Raw genomic sequence first — 15705 nt, 5'->3', positions numbered from 1 at the left:
TCCCGACCATGTACGACATCAATCAAAAGACCCAACTTATTCAAAGCTACCTAGCCATCGCCACGCTCAACCGTACACTATCTTAAAATTATTGTCCATGCCGAAAAAGAATCAACGTCGTAGCATACCGGCAGCCGATAAGAAGCCTGTAACCAAGTCGGGCAAAAGCCCCCTGGGCGTGATCGGCGAGTTTTGTGACAACTACCATCTGCCGGAGGCACAGGATATGTTATGGGAATGGCTGGTTACCGCACTGGGTAAAAGCCCGAGCCAGTATGATCAGGGCAAGGAACGCAGTAACCTGTTCTTTTTTTATGAAAATATCGATGGGCTGCTGGAGGCGATCTATATACTCAACGCCCAGCGTACGCCTGGCAAACCGACACCACCCAAAACATCACAGGCTGCTGAATAATATGGTGCAGCTTGGCTGGACAATGCATTGCCGCTATTGCAGTACTATCTGCATGTTCAACGGGCTACCAGGTGTACTCACTGCGCGTGGACATAGCAGGGTGATTTTTCTGGCTGCTGCATCATAGTAGTAGCTGCCTGCATCGTTACCCACCGAAGTGGTACCAGCCTTGAACGCCTGACCATTTACGGTCACCGTGCCAGGTTTACCAACGCCATTCCAGCTGACCAGGTAGGTATCGATGGATGGTTGGTAGTTACCAACAGGCGCAGCTATTGTCAACCGCAAGGTATTGCCCGCCGCGGTAGTGGTGATAGGGGTAACCGCATTATCCCCCTTTTGGTACTCCAGGCTCTTCCCATCGTCCTCATACCAATCGAACCGGCCATTGCCGGGGTATACCTGCAGCTGAAGTTGCCGGATCGTTTTCTGTCCGTCGTATTGGATCAGCTCCTGCTGCGGTAATACAGCACCGGCTTTTACAAACATCGGCATGGTATCGAGTGGCGTCACTACATGTAAGTATTGACGGCCGGTATAGTATTTACCGGTCCAGAAATCGTACCAGCCACCTTCGGGCAGGTACACGGTGCGCGTTTGCGCCCCTTTGGTGGTGACGGGACATATCATCAGGTTGTCGCCCAGCAGGTATTGATCACAGATCTCGTGTACATTTTTATCTTCCTGGTATTCGAGCACCAATGCCCGCATCAACGGCATCCCCGTTTTGTATTGCTGCCAGGCACTGCCGTACAGATAAGGCAACAAGGTATACCGCAGCGAATCGTACTTTTTAAAGTTTCTCAACCCGTCGGCCCCATAGTTCCAAGGCTCCTTATAACCCGGATGGTCCATACCGAATACCGTAGCGATCGGACTCAACATACCAAACTGGCACCAGCGTATATATAGTTCCGGATCGGCATTGTGCTCGAACCCACCCATACAGTGTGCCCAGTACCCTACGCCCGACAATCCAATATTCAGCCCCGCCTTGATGACCGCCGGGAAATACTGCCATTCACTGGGCCAGTCGCCTGCAAAGATGTAGGGGTAGCGCTGTATGCCAGCATACCCTTCCCGGGTTTGATTCAGGCCGCGGACGCCGTTGTATTGCTGGAATTTTTCGTAAGGCGCTTTGGCATAAGCGATCGGGAATACATTGTGCAGCCCCTCTATCGCTTTACCGGTAGGCCCGGTCTTGTCGCTTTCATTGGCCAGGTGACCAAAGGCACTCCCCTCATCTGTTTTAAGGAACCGGGCGCCGATCGATGCCACCCGCATTACACCGCGCTGCCACCAGAAATTCACAGCATTGCTATCGAAGTAGTTCACGAACTCTCCTGCGTAGTTTCCTTCCCGATAGGTAAAACCCAGTTGCTGGGCGGTATCGAGCAGCCGGATCTTGTTGCCATTGTCGAACCGAGGCCGCAGATGCAATCCCACCATATTGTACCCCATGGCATACAGGCTGTCGAACATGCCTTTGGGATCGGCAAACGTCTCCCGCCATTCAAAAGATGTAGCACCTTTGCCGCCATTCTTACCGAAGATGCGCCAGGTAGAATCCAGCCAAAGCAGATCGACAGGAATACCCATGGCCCGCAGCTTCCTCGCCAGTTCGATCACATAGCGATCGGAAGTAAGTTGCTCATGCCCCCAAGTACCACCCGAATACGTACCCACATGCAAACCCAACGCAAAGCGCGGCAACAACGGCGACCTTCCTGTGAGGGCTGTATACTGCTCCAACAAGGCCGGAAACCTGGGGCCGTAGATAAAGTAGTAATCCAATTCTCCGCCAGCGGCAGCGAACCGGTATTCGTCATCACGCGTAGCCCCCATATCCCAGGAGGTAGCAAAAGAGTTGTGGAAGAAGATGCCATATCCCTGCGTGCTCAGGAAGAAAGGCACGGGCGAATAATTGGCTTCAAGGATATTGTAAGCACCTACGGCATGCGGCAGGCCTTTGCCGCGGCCAACATTCAATGTTAGTTTTTTACTGCGCCGGTTGAGGAAATCCATACGCTCGCCAAATCCGAAGAACTGCTCATCGGGCTGGCATTGTTTGGTGCAACCCACTGTATCTGCGTTGCGGAATAGGCCACCTTTGGCGGTGGTTACTTTTTCGGAAGACAATAGTTTTCCGGCGGCCGTATAGATATCGATGCGCGCCGGCGATTTGTATACGCGCAACTGCAACTGCGCTGTTGTCACCAGGAAATGATCGGCCTGGATTTTTACCTGTACCGCCACCGATGGCCATGCATACTGTACTACCATCAGGGATTCGTTTGCTTCGAATGACCCCGTCCAGCTGCTGCGGATGCGCACCATCGCCGGTGTACAGAATTCCAATCTTAACTGTGCAGTAGATGTTTTGAATTGTACCGAGTTGCCATTTTTAGTATAACTGCCCTGTAGCGTGCCAATACCGGTTTGGGCGGAGAGGATTTGGTACGAAGCGAGCAGCAAGCAAACAAGCAGTATCCTGGTAAACATGCAATCGTTGATTTATAAGTAGGGCTTATTGCCGGTTTTGCAATGTACCTGAAGCGCGGGGCAAAACCATCCTGTAGCTACAGGACGGCCTTTTGCCTGGAAGTTATTTTCAACGCTGGTATAAGTTACTCTTGCAATCAATGATCTGCCACCCTTCTTCCATACACCCTATTCCGTTTTCTTCTCGCCTGGCAACAAGGGCCAGTTAACATCTGCCACATGCGCTTCACGCATGTACGCAGCAATCTGTTGAACGATATCGGGGTGAGCCGTCGCGATATTGTGTTGCTCGGCCGGATCCACTGTCAGGTCATAGAGCTCGATGGGTCCATCAGCCTCTTTCGATACATTTAACCGCACGCCTTTCCATTTACCCCAGCGTACCGCCTGCTTACCGTTCTGCTCATGAAACTCCCAATAGAAGTATGGATGCGGAGCTTGCACACCACCGGTCAGGGCAGGCACGATAGAGAGGCCATCGATCGGTTTCCATACGAGTATAAGGGCAAGCTCACTGAAAGTAGGGAAAAGATCCCACCAGGCGGCCGGTTGTTCCTGTTGCGTACCTGGCTGTACTACCCCTTTCCAGTTGGCGATAAAGGGCACCCGAATCCCCCCTTCATACAGGTCACGTTTAATACCCCGTAAACCGCCATTGCCATTGAAGAATGTCGGATCACCGCCATCTTCTTTATGGGGTCCGTTATCACTGGTGAAGATGATCAGTGTATTGTCGGCCTGGCCGCTTCGCTGTACATACTGGTATATTTCTCCCACATAACGATCGAGCCGGGTTACCATGGCTGCAAAGGCCGCATGTGGGTAAGGCTCAAACCTGCCTTTCGAAACAGTTGATGCCTTTAGTGGCGGCTCATTGAACAACTGTACATAACGCCGATAAACGCTGTCACGCGGCACATCGAGATCGCCATGTGGTAAGGTATAGGGCAGAAAGAGAAAGAAAGGTTTTTTACCCTGGGCCCGGAGCCACTTCATGGCTTCGGCATGTATCTTATCACCCGAGTACAGCGAATCGCTGGTACGGTTACCGGGAAATTCCACCCGCTGGTCATTGTCCCACAAATGATCGGGATAATAATTATGGGCTTCCGTTTGGCAGTTGTATCCAAAGAAACGGTCAACACCCTGCTTGAGCGGTGCACCACCGGAGCCAGGATAGCCCATACCCCATTTACCAAAAGCACCGGTGGTATACCCAGCCTTCTTCAATACTTTGGCGATTGTCAAGGCCGAATCAGGGAGCGGGAATTGCCCTTCCGGTTTGAAGCCGCGATTGCCGCGTATGGCCGCGTGGCCGGTATGCATGCCCGTCATCAGGCTGGCCCTGGAAGGTGCACAGACCGTAGTGCCTGCATAAAATTGGGTGAACCGCATGCCGGTTGCCGCCAACCGGTCAATATGAGGGGTAGCAATCTTTTGCTGTCCGTAGCAGCCCAGGTCTCCATAACCAAGGTCATCGGCCACGATGAGAATGATATTGACGGGGCGCCGGCTGGTCGTGGTGCGCTGCGCAGCAGCAACAACCGTTACTATAGTCAGCAATAAGATAGCAAACGTTCTTTTCATGGAGGTTGATTGTAACGATCGCAAGATAACGAAACGAAACCGACGAGCATCCTGTGCAATCATTACCTGCCAACCTCTACAGCCGCTTTCCGGACAGCAAAAAGCCCGGCAACATTGCCGGGCCTTCGTTGTATGTACTCGTCCATCTTTTAGAAACGTCTTCCGCCACCGCCGCCATTGCCCTGACCGCCACCTCTCCGCATTTCACCACCACCGCCACGTTGCTGATTGTTTCTGCCACCAAACCGGTTGAGGTTGTACATGAAGGTCACCATGAAATAACGACGCAATGCTTCTGTATAGCTGTCTTCTATATAATACTCATTGATCGTACGATCGATGTTCTTGTTCTGGTTGAGCAGATCCACCACACTGAAACGCAGTTCGCCGTTGCGCTTCTTGAACAGCACCCAGGCTACACTTGCATTCAGCAAAGGAATGGGTTGGTTGAATCCGTCGGCGCGGCCGGTGTTGACCAGGTAATCGAAATCGCCACTCACCATGAAACGCTTGAGGAAGGTATAGGTAGCATCCAGCGAATAGTTGTGGTTGAAATACCGGTTATTGGAATTAGCCTGGAAACCATACCGTGCATCGTTGTAGTTGAAGTTGGCACTGGCGCCCACATCCAGCTTGTCGGGAATATTGTAATCGAAGCGAATCCGCTCTCCCAAACCGGTCGTGGTATTGTACCCCACTACCCCTACCTGCTGGCTCACGTCGCGGTTGTAGCGGGCGCTGGTCGTCAGGTTGATATTCATGGGACTGCGTTTGCCCGTGGTCACTTTTACCAGGGGAATACCGATGGTACCCGACAAGGAGGCATTCCAGGCACCGTTGAGGTTGACCGGGCGGATCAACTGCACTGTGTTGCTCACCTTTTCCAGGCTGTTCACAATCCTGTTGTTGATGACCGATGCGTTCAGGTTCACATTGAAGAACAGGAAATTATTCAGGTTGAAGGTATTGTAGCTGAAGTTGAAGTTGTTGGTAAACTCCTGTTTCAGGTTCGGGTTACCGGTGCGGTATACCAACTGATTGCTTTGGTCTACTACATCCTGCAACTGACTGATGCTGGGCGCCCTGGTATTACCCCGGTAGCCGAAGCGGATACTCTTGCGGGTGCCCAGGTTGTAATTGAAGGAGGCATTGGGGAAAAAGTTGGTGTAACGCTGACTCATCGTGCTGTCTTTGCCCGTCATCGCCCGATGGCTCAGGTTCTTCAACGTGGCGAATTGCACGGCACCTCCCAACTGGAAATCGTACTTCTGCTTTTTCACGCGGTAGTTGGTACCCAGCCTGCTGGAAATAAAAGTATTCTCGAAATAGTTGGTCTGGTTCTTATTCACGCTATCATAGGCGCCGGTGCTAGGCAGCCAGTCAAATACCTTTCGATCGCTGGTGCTTTCATTGACGGAATAAGCATAGTTCAATTCCAGCACCTGCCCTTCTGCTAATGCCTCTGTCACGGACGTACTCACGGTATTGTTGAAGGAAGTGGTCAGCTGGTTGTTTTGCTGACGCTGATCCCGGATATAATTGAGCGTGCTATCGGGGTTGTAATAGTTATAAGGCGAAGTATTGTAGCCGTTGCCTTCGCTGTCGTTGACAGCGGTGGTCCATCCAATGGTAAAGGTGCGACCAGGTTTGCGGAACCGGTGACGGAACAAGAGGTTGTTATTAAAACTTACGCCATCGCGTTCGTTGGTGCGCAGGCTGGTACCATCGATGGCCTTGTAGCGGGTCTTGGGCGACACGGCCACCGTCATGATGGAGTCGAAGCTCTCCGACTCAGACTGTTGTATATTGAAGGTAGGCGTCAACAGGATGGAGTTCATGCTGTCGATCCGGTATTCCCAACGCAGTCCAAAACGGTGGTTGAGGTTATCGTTGCGTGTGTAAGATTGTTCGTCGCTTTCAGAAGTAGAGTCGTTGGCAAACAGGTTTTGCCGATGGCTCGTACTGCGATTGATGGTACTGGTTTTGGATACAAAATAGTTGCCGGAGAACTCCATTTTCTTGCCCCAATCATCGCGGTAATTGACGCCCAGGTTCCAGGATTTGGTATTGCCATTGCCGGCACTACCACCGCCACCTCCACCACCGCGGCCTCCACGACCACCACCTCCGCCGCCACCCGAAAACCCTCCCATACCGCCCATGCTGCTCACCAAGTCGCTGGAGCTGAAGCCGAGCCGGTTGACATTGTTGGCGCCACCAACGATCGACACCCGTTGATCTTCATTGAAGGCGTTCAACGAAATATTCGCAGTATAGCGATCGCTGGTACCCGCCCCCACCGTTGAACGGCCAAACAAGCCTTTGCGCCGGTCTTTTTTGAGTTTAATGTTAATGGTACGCTGGCGGCTGCCATCATCGATCTTGGTAAACTTGGCCTGGTCGCTCATGTCGTCGAATACCTGGATACTTTCTACCATTTCGGCCGTCAGGTTCTTGGTGGCAAGCTTGGGATCGTTGCCAAAGAACTCTTTACCATCTACATATATCTTGGGAATATTTTCACCCTGAGAAGTAACGTTACCGTCTTTATCGACCTCCACGCCCGGTAGTTTTTTCAACAGATCTTCCACGGTGGCGTTGGGTTTGGTCTTAAAAGCGCTGGCCCTGAATTCGACAGTATCTTTCTTAATGGTAATAGGAGGCACCGTTACAATCACGCTGGCCAGCATATTGGTATCGGTCTGCATCTTGATCGTATCGAGGTCGATCATTGGCTTAGTGGCCGTGATGTCTATAGAACGATTGTAAGTAGCATATCCGGTAAAGCTGATGCTGAAGAGATAACTACCACCGGGTATATTTTTGATCTCGAATGATCCGGTTTTATCTGCCACGGCGAAGCCGATGGAAGCGGAGTCTTCTTTACTCATGACGGTCACTGTAGCATCGGGCAAGGGTAGGTTGTTCAATATATCTACCACTTTACCTTTAATATTACCACTGACCTTTTGTTGGGCAACAAGGGCCGGGCTCGTCAGTAAAACCGTTAAGACAAGGACCAGTAACTTCATGCGTTGTTGTTGGGGTATGTCCTATATTGGACGACGCCCCCTGCGAAAACCCGCAAATATGACCTTATCTTTTTTTCTTTTCCCGGCGTTAAACCTATGTGCGTGGCCGCAGTCAAAGCGGTTGCTTTATGCCCCACCAGGGCTTTCTAGTTGTCATGTAGACAGGGAGTATTGATTACCAGCGACTATCGGTACCCTAACGCTCCCCCGCCACCGATCACCGTTGCAGTTTATAGACTTCTGATCCTGCCAGCAGGAAACAACCCAGTCCATAGTCCTCAAAATCAGGGATATTGGTATAGCTGACCGGCTGTCCATCTTTCGGCTCTTTACCTGTACCCTGCACATATCCCAACATACCATCCGTATGCAAACAGTCGCTAACCAGTGCATTCCAGGCTTTGGTCAATACAGGCAGGTAGGTGCCCCGGTCGATTATTTTGTTGTTGATGCCCCAGGCCATGCCGTACACGAACAGGGCAGTACCCGTTAATTCTTTTCCGCCAAAATGGGTGGAATCGTGCAAGCTGACGTTCCAGAAACCATCTGCCCGCTGTATGGGCAACAGGGCTTTGAGCATGGCCAGGTAGTCATTTTTATACTCCGTGTAATGCGGATCGTTTTTCGGCAACCACTGCATGGTGCGCACGAGCGCAGCCACTACCCAGCCATTACCACGGCTCCAATAGCAGTCTTCGCCATTGGGTTCCTTGTAAGGGGGTACAAAATCCTTATCACGCCACCAGAGCGACTCGGCAGCATTGTACAAACCGTTGGTGCCATGGTTGTACTTGGCAAAAGCATACAGGTCGTACATCTTGCGGAAGTAGGCGGTATCGCTGTAGATAACACCCAGCCGTGTATAGACGGGCATCGCCATTTGCAGGGCATCGATCCAGTTCCAGTCATCTTTCTTGTCGCTCTTCACCATCAGGTCGACGGAAGCCTTGATGTCTCGGATATGGGTAGAGTCTTTGCTTTTCAGGAACAGCTCGATATAGGTTTGTCCACAACATTGGTTATCGGCATTGCGCGTGCGGATGCCTTCCCGCAGCCCCCATTTGTGTTTATTTCCCCATTCGAAAGCATAGTCGATATAGGCTTTCTTTTTATCGAGGTGGTACAGCTCCATCAGTCCTTCATAATACACCGCACGGGTCCAGATATTGCTCGGTCTTTCGCGGTTGGTGATGATCGACTTGCCTGGATCGGGCCATTTCGCCATAAAATATTTGTTGGCCAGGGTCATGGCTTTCAACACGGCCTTCTTCTTCGGCAAGGACTGCGCATAGCCGGCTGCCGACAGCAGCAGTGCGCCCAACACAACGAACATATTCTTATGCATCATAAACGATTATTTTAGGGCTGGAACAAACCGCATCGATCAACGTAAATACTTTTTCAGGTCGCAGGCTGTCAGCTTTTTCAATTCACTGACAACGATGCCTGCATTCAACTGGGCACCCTCTTTGTTGGTATGTGTATGGTCTGCGGGAAAAAAGGCTTTCACCTGATCGGGACCCAGCTTCTCATATTCGTCAGCGATCGTATTGTTGAGGTCGATGAAGGAGGCGCCGGTGGCCGCAGCCGTTTCCCGTGCCCACTTGCCGTAGTCTTCGTTGGCCCGGTTCACTTTGCCTTCTTTGAAATTGTTGCGGGGGATGGGCGAACAAACGATGGCAATGGCGCCTTTGGCCTTCGCTTCATTAATATACTTTCGCATATACCATCCGTAGGTATATACCACTTCCTGTTTCTTCGTAATGGGATTGTAGATCTCTTTGCTTTCTTCTCCGGTACCGCGGATCGTGCCGCGGGCTCGGGCAGTATCGTCGAGCGGACCAGCATCATTGTGACCAAACTGCATCAACACATAATCGCCGGGTTGTAACACATCCAGGATGCGCTGCCAGCGGCCTTCATTGATAAACGTGCGGCTGCTACGGCCACCAATCGCATGGTTGCGTACACCAATCTGTGTGGTATCGAAGTAGGGCGCGATCAGGCTACCCCAGCCCCACTGGTTATTGCTGCCGGAACCGTCGCCATTGCGCACGGTAGAATCACCGATGATGTAGAGTGTGGGCTTCTGTTGTTGCCATACGACAAAGGACAACAAACCGATGGCGAGTACTGCCATACCGATGGGCCGTAAATAATGTTGGTTTGATCTTTTCATACAGCTTGTACAGGTAAATATAAGTTAGGTGATCATTTTGCCTTGCTGGCGGTGGTGGTTGGCTTTGGCCAAACCAGCCGGATAGGCGGTGGCGGCGGCGGTTTCATGCCTTCGCCGAGGTGAAAGCCTGTATGAGGCGGCTGGTTATACGCCACATTCTGCCAGGCGATGCTAAGCCGGTATTGCGGATCGTGCATCAGTGTATAGAAGCGGTGCGTAGTAGGGATGGTGGTCGTAAAGATGCGGAGCTCGTTGTTGTCTGAAGTGCGATAGATGACCTCCTCGCGCCAGTCGCCCCAGATATCGGCACTCAATACAGGATTGGACTTGGTGCCGTTGTTCTTTACACAGTTGTATTGTGCGGCTTCCAGCAGGGTTACGGTTTGGCTGTTCTGGTAATCCCATTTGTCGATGGTGGTACCATTGAGTATTTCACTGAGCACATCTCCATCCCAGTAGATGCCCATATTGCAGGCAGGTGTTTTGTCGGCTATCTTGTTGCCTTTGGCATCGAACATACCCAGGATACCTGCACCGGCTACCCAACATTCGTATCCGGGATAACGCGGATCAACGTCCAATGCCAAACCACGGCCAGGGCCTTCTCCATCTTCACCAGCTTTTACGGAAGCTTTTTTCCAGATCACTTCCCCGGTTTTGGCATCGCGGAAGTTGGCGCCTGCATCATCAAAGCGTTCCTGGATATCGAACACTTCCAGGCCAGGTCGTGAGGGATCGAGGTCGGTCACGTGGAGGGCATCACCATGACCAAGCCCGGTACTATACAAACCCTCTCCGTTGTCGTCGATGGTCATGGCACCGTACACGATCTCGTCATTGCCATCGCCATCTACGTCGGCCACCGTCAGGTTGTGATTGCCTTGTCCTGCATAGTTCCGCCGTCCGTTGTTGGTATCGAATACCCAACGGGAAGTGAGTTGGCCATTCTTCCAATCCCAGGCTGCCAGTACGGTACGGGTGTAATAACCGCGGCACATCACGAGGCTGGGATGCACCCCATCGAGGTAGGCGATGCAAGCCAGGAAACGGTCCATGCGGTTGCCGTAGCCATCACCCCACAAGGCTTTCAGCTCGTCGGTGGTGGGCGCCAGCGAAGCCGGATGCCGGGCGGGCAGGTAGTTGGTTGTAAACAATGCCGCGCCGGTGCGGCCATCGAAGATGGTCAGGTATTCCGGCCCGGCGAGAATATATCCTTTGTCATTGCGGTAATCTTTGGTGGAGTCGCCGATCACTTTACCCCGGCCATCGATACTGCCGTCGGCTGTCTTCATCGCCACCTCGGCCCGTCCATCGCCATCGAGGTCATAGACCATGAACTGCGTGTAGTGGGCTCCTTCACGGATATTCTTTCCAAGATTGATGGTCCACAGTAAGGTGCCATCTATTTTATAAGCCTGAAAGATGGGGGGATCGGTCATGCCAGCGTGGGAGTTGTCGTGCGCCCTGCCGGTTTGGTGCAGGATGATCTCATAGTTGCCATCTCCATCGAGGTCGCCTACCGAAGCATCGTTGGGTGAATAGCCAGCGGGCGTTTGCAAGGGCAGCGACCAATATGGCTTTGCGCCCGGTTGCAAAGAGAACAGGGCACTGGCTACTCCTTCTTTCCCTTTCAGGAGTGCTTTGACAAAATAGGTTTGTGTCCTGGACGAGTCGGTGGAAATCTGTGTATAGGAGGTACTGCTGGTAACCGGTTGCTGGTTGAGCTTGGTTGCCTTTCCGTTGGCTGCCACCTGGTACACGTTAAAACTGATGTCGGAGGGATCTGTGCCGAGTAAACGCCAGCTGATGAAAACCTGGCCATCTGGCTGGCGGGTGGCATGTACGCCACGATCGAGCCATTCCATATTTCGTTGGGCCAATAACTGCGCGCAGAACAGCATGCCGACGCAGCCAAACAAGAGGGATTTCTTTTTCATATAGCGGTTGAAAAGGTAGCCTACAACGGGTAGTTGTCCATCCTGTACTGTTCTGAAAAATTATGTATAAACTACAGACCGGTTCAACAGTATCTCCAAAAGGAGCATATACTGCTAAACCGGTCCGTATTAAAAGCACAACGCTTAACTGGTGTGCAGGCTATTGTTTCATCACCCGGGTGGAGGTAGTCTCTCCTTCACGAATGATCTTCACCATATACCAACCTGTACTCCAGGCGGCACCTACTGATAATTTATTTTGTCCTTTGCCACGTTCGATCAAACGGCCCGCTGCATCGTAGGCTTCATAACCGAAAGCACCGCGAGCGGTGAGTTGGAAATGGGTTGACGTTGGGTTGGGAAATACCGACACCTTGATACGCTCTTCCGGCGTGAGCACATCGGTCGTGGTGGTCGCTATCCGTGCAGAAGCGCATGCGACCGCGGTAGCATTGCCCGACACATTGAGGTAGTCGATGTTGGCGGGCCCGGTGGCATTGATGGCTTCCAGCCGCAGGTTGACTGTACCAGCCGGTAGCGATACATTGATGGATACGGTAGTCCAGGTAGTCCAGTCGGTGGTGGCCGGGAAACTGATGCTGGCCACGGAGGTACTACCATTTACCAGCAGCCGCGAGGGCCTGTCGGCACCACCACCATTGGCATAACGCCAGGTCAGGGTGTAAGTACCAGCGGAGGGTGTACTGATCCGCCAGTTAATGCTGGAGTTGGCCACATTGTTAGCATTGGCGAAACCAGTTCCGGTAAATCCTGCATTGTTATTGTCAACCGTACCATCTATGCTGCAGAAACCGTTGGTATTCTCCTGGACGGTCAGTCCGCCGCCAGCGGGTGGCGGAGCCCCTACCATCACGATATTGGGTGTGGGTGGCGCACTCATATCTGTGCCCAGGTAGAAGCCGGGATGTGGCGGTTGGTTGTAAGCCCCATTTTGCCAGGCAATGGCCATGCGGTATTGCGGATCGTGCATGAGGGTATAGATGCGATTGGTGGCCAGTGCGGTGGTGGTATAGATACGCAGGGCGCTGTTGTCCGATGCACGAAGTATCACTTCTTCGCGCCAGTCGCCGAGGATATCACCGCTCAAAGCCGGTGTTGCCTTGGTACTGTTGTTGGAGGCAGTACCGCTGGTAGCCAGCAGGGCACTGGTGGTAGAGCTGGTATAGTTCCATTTTGAAATAGTGGTACCATCGAGCAGTTCACGACTCAGGTCAGCATCCCACCAAACGGCGAAGTTGATGGAGGGTTTTGACGTCGTGATCTGAACACCTTTGCAGGTATAGAGACCGCCGCGGGAAGCCCAGCATTCATATCCTTTGTAGCGGGGATCGATATCGGAAGCCATGCCCCGGCCTACATCGGTGCTGGGTTCGGCAACGGTCCACAGGCGGGCGCCAGTCGCTGCATTGACAAGGGCGGCGCCAACACCGCCATTGCTACCGGGACTTTCATAAGGCTGCCATATTTCAAGGCCAGCCCGATCGGGATCCATATCACTCACATGCAGGGCATCGCCATGCCCCATGCCATTGGCCCAGGATCCGGTACCGTTGTCGTTGATGGCGCTGGACCCATTGATGGTCTCCTGTTTTCCATCGCCATCGATATCGGCTACGCTGACCTGGTGATTGCCCTGACCCGCGTAAGAGGTATTGCTGTTGCTATCGAAGGCCCAGCGTTGGGTGAGCGTGCCGTTGCGCCAGTCCCAGGCTACGCGCACCAGGCGTGTGTAGTAGCCCCGTCCAAAGACCATGCTGGGCCGTTGACCATCGAGGTAGGCAACGTTGGCTACGAAGCGATCGACCCGGTTACCATAATTATCGCCCCAGGAAGATACGGTACCCCGTGCAGGCAGGTAATTGGTGGTAGCCATCGCGGCACCTGTTTGTCCATTAAAGACGGTCAGGTATTCGGGACCGGTCAATACATAACCGCTGGTGTTGCGGTAGTCGGCAGTAGAGCTGCCGATATACGTGCCCACGCCATCGCGGGTGGCATCGGCCGTTTTACAGGCTACTTCTGCTTTGCCATCGCCATCGAAATCGTAGACGAGGAACTGGGTATAGTGAGCGCCGGCCCGGATATTACGGCCCAGATCGATGCGCCACATACGGGTGCCACTGAGTTTATAGGCATCGAGGTACACGTTGCCCGTATAACCCGATTGCGAATTGTCTTTGGCATTGGTGGGATCCCATTTCAGGATGATCTCGTATTCCCCATCGCCATCGAGGTCGCCTACCGAAGCGTCATTGGCCGTATAGGTGTAGGCTTCGCCGCTGGGGGTGGTACCACCGGCGGGGATTTGCAAGGGTACATTCAGGTAGGCCGTGGTAGTGACATTGGCACCAGCGGAGGCGGCCTGCTCTACCCCACCGATCACGGGCCGCACCGTGTACGTGTTGTTGGTCGATATGTTATCGACCAGGTTGGTAGAAGCGGTGATCGGCGATGCATTGATCAGCGTAGTGCCGCGGTATACGTTGAAGCCGATGCCTGCCGGATCGGTACCCAGCAAGCGCCAGCCTACATATACCTGGCTGGTACTGGTGCGCACGGCCACTACGCCTCTGCCGAGGTATTCCATCTGGTACTGCGCCTGTACCAGGCAAGCTGACAACAAGAAGATGACCAGCAATGCCAGCTGGTGGCGGATCATTTTGCGGAAGGTGTGGGAATGAACAGGGCGCAAGGGCGCGCGCTGCGATGAACACAGTAAAGAATTAGTCATATGGCTTTTATTTGGTTATGGAAAAACAAGGGAAGCCATGCAACAGGAGATACGCAGACGGTTGTTTTATAGGTCTGCGGCCGGGGAATGGGCAGGCGCTATCATCACAGCGATGCAAGCGCGTGGCGCCACGCACGATGCTGCGCATGGAATGATAGTGTCATACTATTCACCCGAAGGCTATTACCTGTAACATGGTTATACTAGCTGATAATACCCTGGTGGAGAGTTGCGTGCCAGGGGGCTTATCCTGCGAGTAGCGCGCAGTTGATCATTAGTCGTGTAGAAGTTGCAAGCATATAAATTTAACCTACCTGCCACGGTTGTCTATCCTGCACCGTCATGGAGAATGCAGGTTACCCTCATTACCGGTCGCATTAAACGAAGTGTATTACTAATCTAACCTTACCAGATCTTCCACCAGGGTTTGCGGACGGCGGTGTGGTCGGGTTGCTGCTGTTGCAGCGACTGAGGTGCCAGGAAATCGACGGCGGTATTGTCCGACAAATGTTTAACAATGTATCTGCCCACGTTGGCGGCATTGTCGAGGTTGATGCCCAGGTTGCGGGCCAGGCCATGGATATCGTCGTAGAAAGCGTCTGTGTTGAAATTGTAGCCAGTCTCTTCCGGAAGCGGCTTTCCAAAATTATCGACCACCTTGCCATCTTCGTTAAAGAAGCTGCGCAGCTTTTCGAGGTGATAGTAGTGAAAGCCATAACAGCCACTGGTACCGATCGTCTGGAGCGAAAAGACAGGTGTCTTAAAAGTACGCGATACGGTGGCCATGGCTTCTTCATCCATGCACAGGAGGAAGGAGTAGTCTTCGATGATCGTCCAGCCATTGTCGACCCACACAATACGTCTTTGCAGCCCATCGGCGGGGTTCATGTACTCGTCGTCGATGATATTTTCAGCAGCTTCCCAGCTGGTCAGTACTTCCTCCTTTCCGGTATCGGTCAGGTTGAAAAAACCAAAGATGGTGGTCAGTTGATCGATATGATCGCCTTTGATCGCAATTAAGCCGGATGTCATGCTCATAAGTGGCAGCGGGGGGTGAGTGTCAAAAGTACACCAGTATACGGCATTTCTTCGGCAAAAATATCAGTTTCGGGTAGCACGGCGACAATTGGTGGTCAGTAGCAGGCTTTTACCCTATCCCTACTGTATTACTACTGGTATGGAACTGGTATAGGACTGGTATGGGACTGGTACGGGACTGGTACTGGAGTACCAGTATACCTCAGGGAGTTCCATACAATACCCATAGGAGTGGGCGGGGAGTGATACAGCATCCAGATACC

At 52.6% G+C, this 15705-nt stretch carries 10 protein-coding genes; 2 read left to right on the top strand and 8 right to left on the bottom strand.

The genetic code is table 11. The features are described from left to right. Positions 1-97: 97 nt before the first annotated feature. Positions 98-415, top strand: a complete 318-nt coding sequence (locus tag P2W70_RS04425; RefSeq protein WP_276480213.1) for a hypothetical protein — start codon at positions 98-100, stop codon at positions 413-415. 33 nt (positions 416-448) lie between these two features. Here P2W70_RS04425 and P2W70_RS04420 read toward each other — a convergent pair whose 3' ends face one another. From P2W70_RS04420 to P2W70_RS04390, 7 genes are all read right to left on the bottom strand, one after another. Further along, positions 449-2917: a glycoside hydrolase family 31 protein gene (locus P2W70_RS04420; RefSeq protein WP_276480212.1), complete on the bottom strand. Its 2469-nt coding sequence runs from the start codon at positions 2915-2917 to the stop codon at positions 449-451. A gap of 168 nt (positions 2918-3085) precedes the next feature. Continuing rightward, positions 3086-4504 (bottom strand): arylsulfatase, encoded by a 1419-nt coding sequence (locus tag P2W70_RS04415; protein WP_276480211.1) that lies wholly within the window; start codon positions 4502-4504, stop codon positions 3086-3088. Positions 4505-4653: 149 nt separating this feature from the next. After that, positions 4654-7536, bottom strand: coding sequence for a TonB-dependent receptor (locus P2W70_RS04410; protein ID WP_276480210.1), 2883 nt, complete (start codon positions 7534-7536; stop codon positions 4654-4656). Positions 7537-7753: 217 nt separating this feature from the next. After that, positions 7754-8884 (bottom strand): glycoside hydrolase family 88/105 protein, encoded by a 1131-nt coding sequence (locus P2W70_RS04405; protein ID WP_276480209.1) that lies wholly within the window; start codon positions 8882-8884, stop codon positions 7754-7756. A gap of 36 nt (positions 8885-8920) precedes the next feature. Beyond that, positions 8921-9715 (bottom strand): rhamnogalacturonan acetylesterase, encoded by a 795-nt coding sequence (locus P2W70_RS04400; protein ID WP_276480208.1) that lies wholly within the window; start codon positions 9713-9715, stop codon positions 8921-8923. Positions 9716-9747: 32 nt separating this feature from the next. Beyond that, positions 9748-11652, bottom strand: coding sequence for a rhamnogalacturonan lyase (locus tag P2W70_RS04395; RefSeq protein ID WP_276480207.1), 1905 nt, complete (start codon positions 11650-11652; stop codon positions 9748-9750). A 160-nt stretch (positions 11653-11812) separates the two neighbouring features. Next, positions 11813-14404 carry a rhamnogalacturonan lyase family protein gene (locus P2W70_RS04390; RefSeq protein WP_276480206.1) on the bottom strand — a complete coding sequence of 864 codons (2592 nt, stop codon included), beginning with the start codon at positions 14402-14404 and terminating at the stop codon, positions 11813-11815. Positions 14405-14441: 37 nt separating this feature from the next. On the opposite strand from P2W70_RS04390, the gene P2W70_RS04385 reads away from it, so the two are divergent. Then, positions 14442-14597 (top strand): hypothetical protein, encoded by a 156-nt coding sequence (locus P2W70_RS04385; RefSeq protein ID WP_276480205.1) that lies wholly within the window; start codon positions 14442-14444, stop codon positions 14595-14597. Positions 14598-14809: 212 nt separating this feature from the next. Here P2W70_RS04385 and P2W70_RS04380 read toward each other — a convergent pair whose 3' ends face one another. Continuing rightward, positions 14810-15436: a hypothetical protein gene (locus P2W70_RS04380; RefSeq protein WP_276480204.1), complete on the bottom strand. Its 627-nt coding sequence runs from the start codon at positions 15434-15436 to the stop codon at positions 14810-14812. Positions 15437-15705: the final 269 nt, after the last annotated feature.

The sequence above is a fragment of the Paraflavitalea pollutisoli genome (genome assembly GCF_029360705.1).
In the GTDB taxonomy this organism is placed as follows: domain Bacteria; phylum Bacteroidota; class Bacteroidia; order Chitinophagales; family Chitinophagaceae; genus Paraflavitalea; species Paraflavitalea pollutisoli.
The sequence above is the reverse complement of the archived record's forward strand: the minus strand, read 5'-3'. Positions and strand labels throughout refer to the sequence as shown.

Bases quoted from the DNA above. Each gene is read 5' to 3' on its own strand.
- P2W70_RS04425 (WP_276480213.1), top strand. From the start codon at position 98: ATGCCGAAAAAGAATCAACGTCGTAGCATACCGGCAGCCGATAAGAAG.
- P2W70_RS04420 (WP_276480212.1), bottom strand. From the start codon at position 2,917: ATGTTTACCAGGATACTGCTTGTTTGCTTGCTGCTCGCTTCGTACCAA.
- P2W70_RS04415 (WP_276480211.1), bottom strand. From the start codon at position 4,504: ATGAAAAGAACGTTTGCTATCTTATTGCTGACTATAGTAACGGTTGTT.
- P2W70_RS04410 (WP_276480210.1), bottom strand. From the start codon at position 7,536: ATGAAGTTACTGGTCCTTGTCTTAACGGTTTTACTGACGAGCCCGGCC.
- P2W70_RS04405 (WP_276480209.1), bottom strand. From the start codon at position 8,884: ATGATGCATAAGAATATGTTCGTTGTGTTGGGCGCACTGCTGCTGTCG.
- P2W70_RS04400 (WP_276480208.1), bottom strand. From the start codon at position 9,715: ATGAAAAGATCAAACCAACATTATTTACGGCCCATCGGTATGGCAGTA.
- P2W70_RS04395 (WP_276480207.1), bottom strand. From the start codon at position 11,652: ATGAAAAAGAAATCCCTCTTGTTTGGCTGCGTCGGCATGCTGTTCTGC.
- P2W70_RS04390 (WP_276480206.1), bottom strand. From the start codon at position 14,404: ATGACTAATTCTTTACTGTGTTCATCGCAGCGCGCGCCCTTGCGCCCT.
- P2W70_RS04385 (WP_276480205.1), top strand. From the start codon at position 14,442: ATGCAACAGGAGATACGCAGACGGTTGTTTTATAGGTCTGCGGCCGGG.
- P2W70_RS04380 (WP_276480204.1), bottom strand. From the start codon at position 15,436: ATGACATCCGGCTTAATTGCGATCAAAGGCGATCATATCGATCAACTG.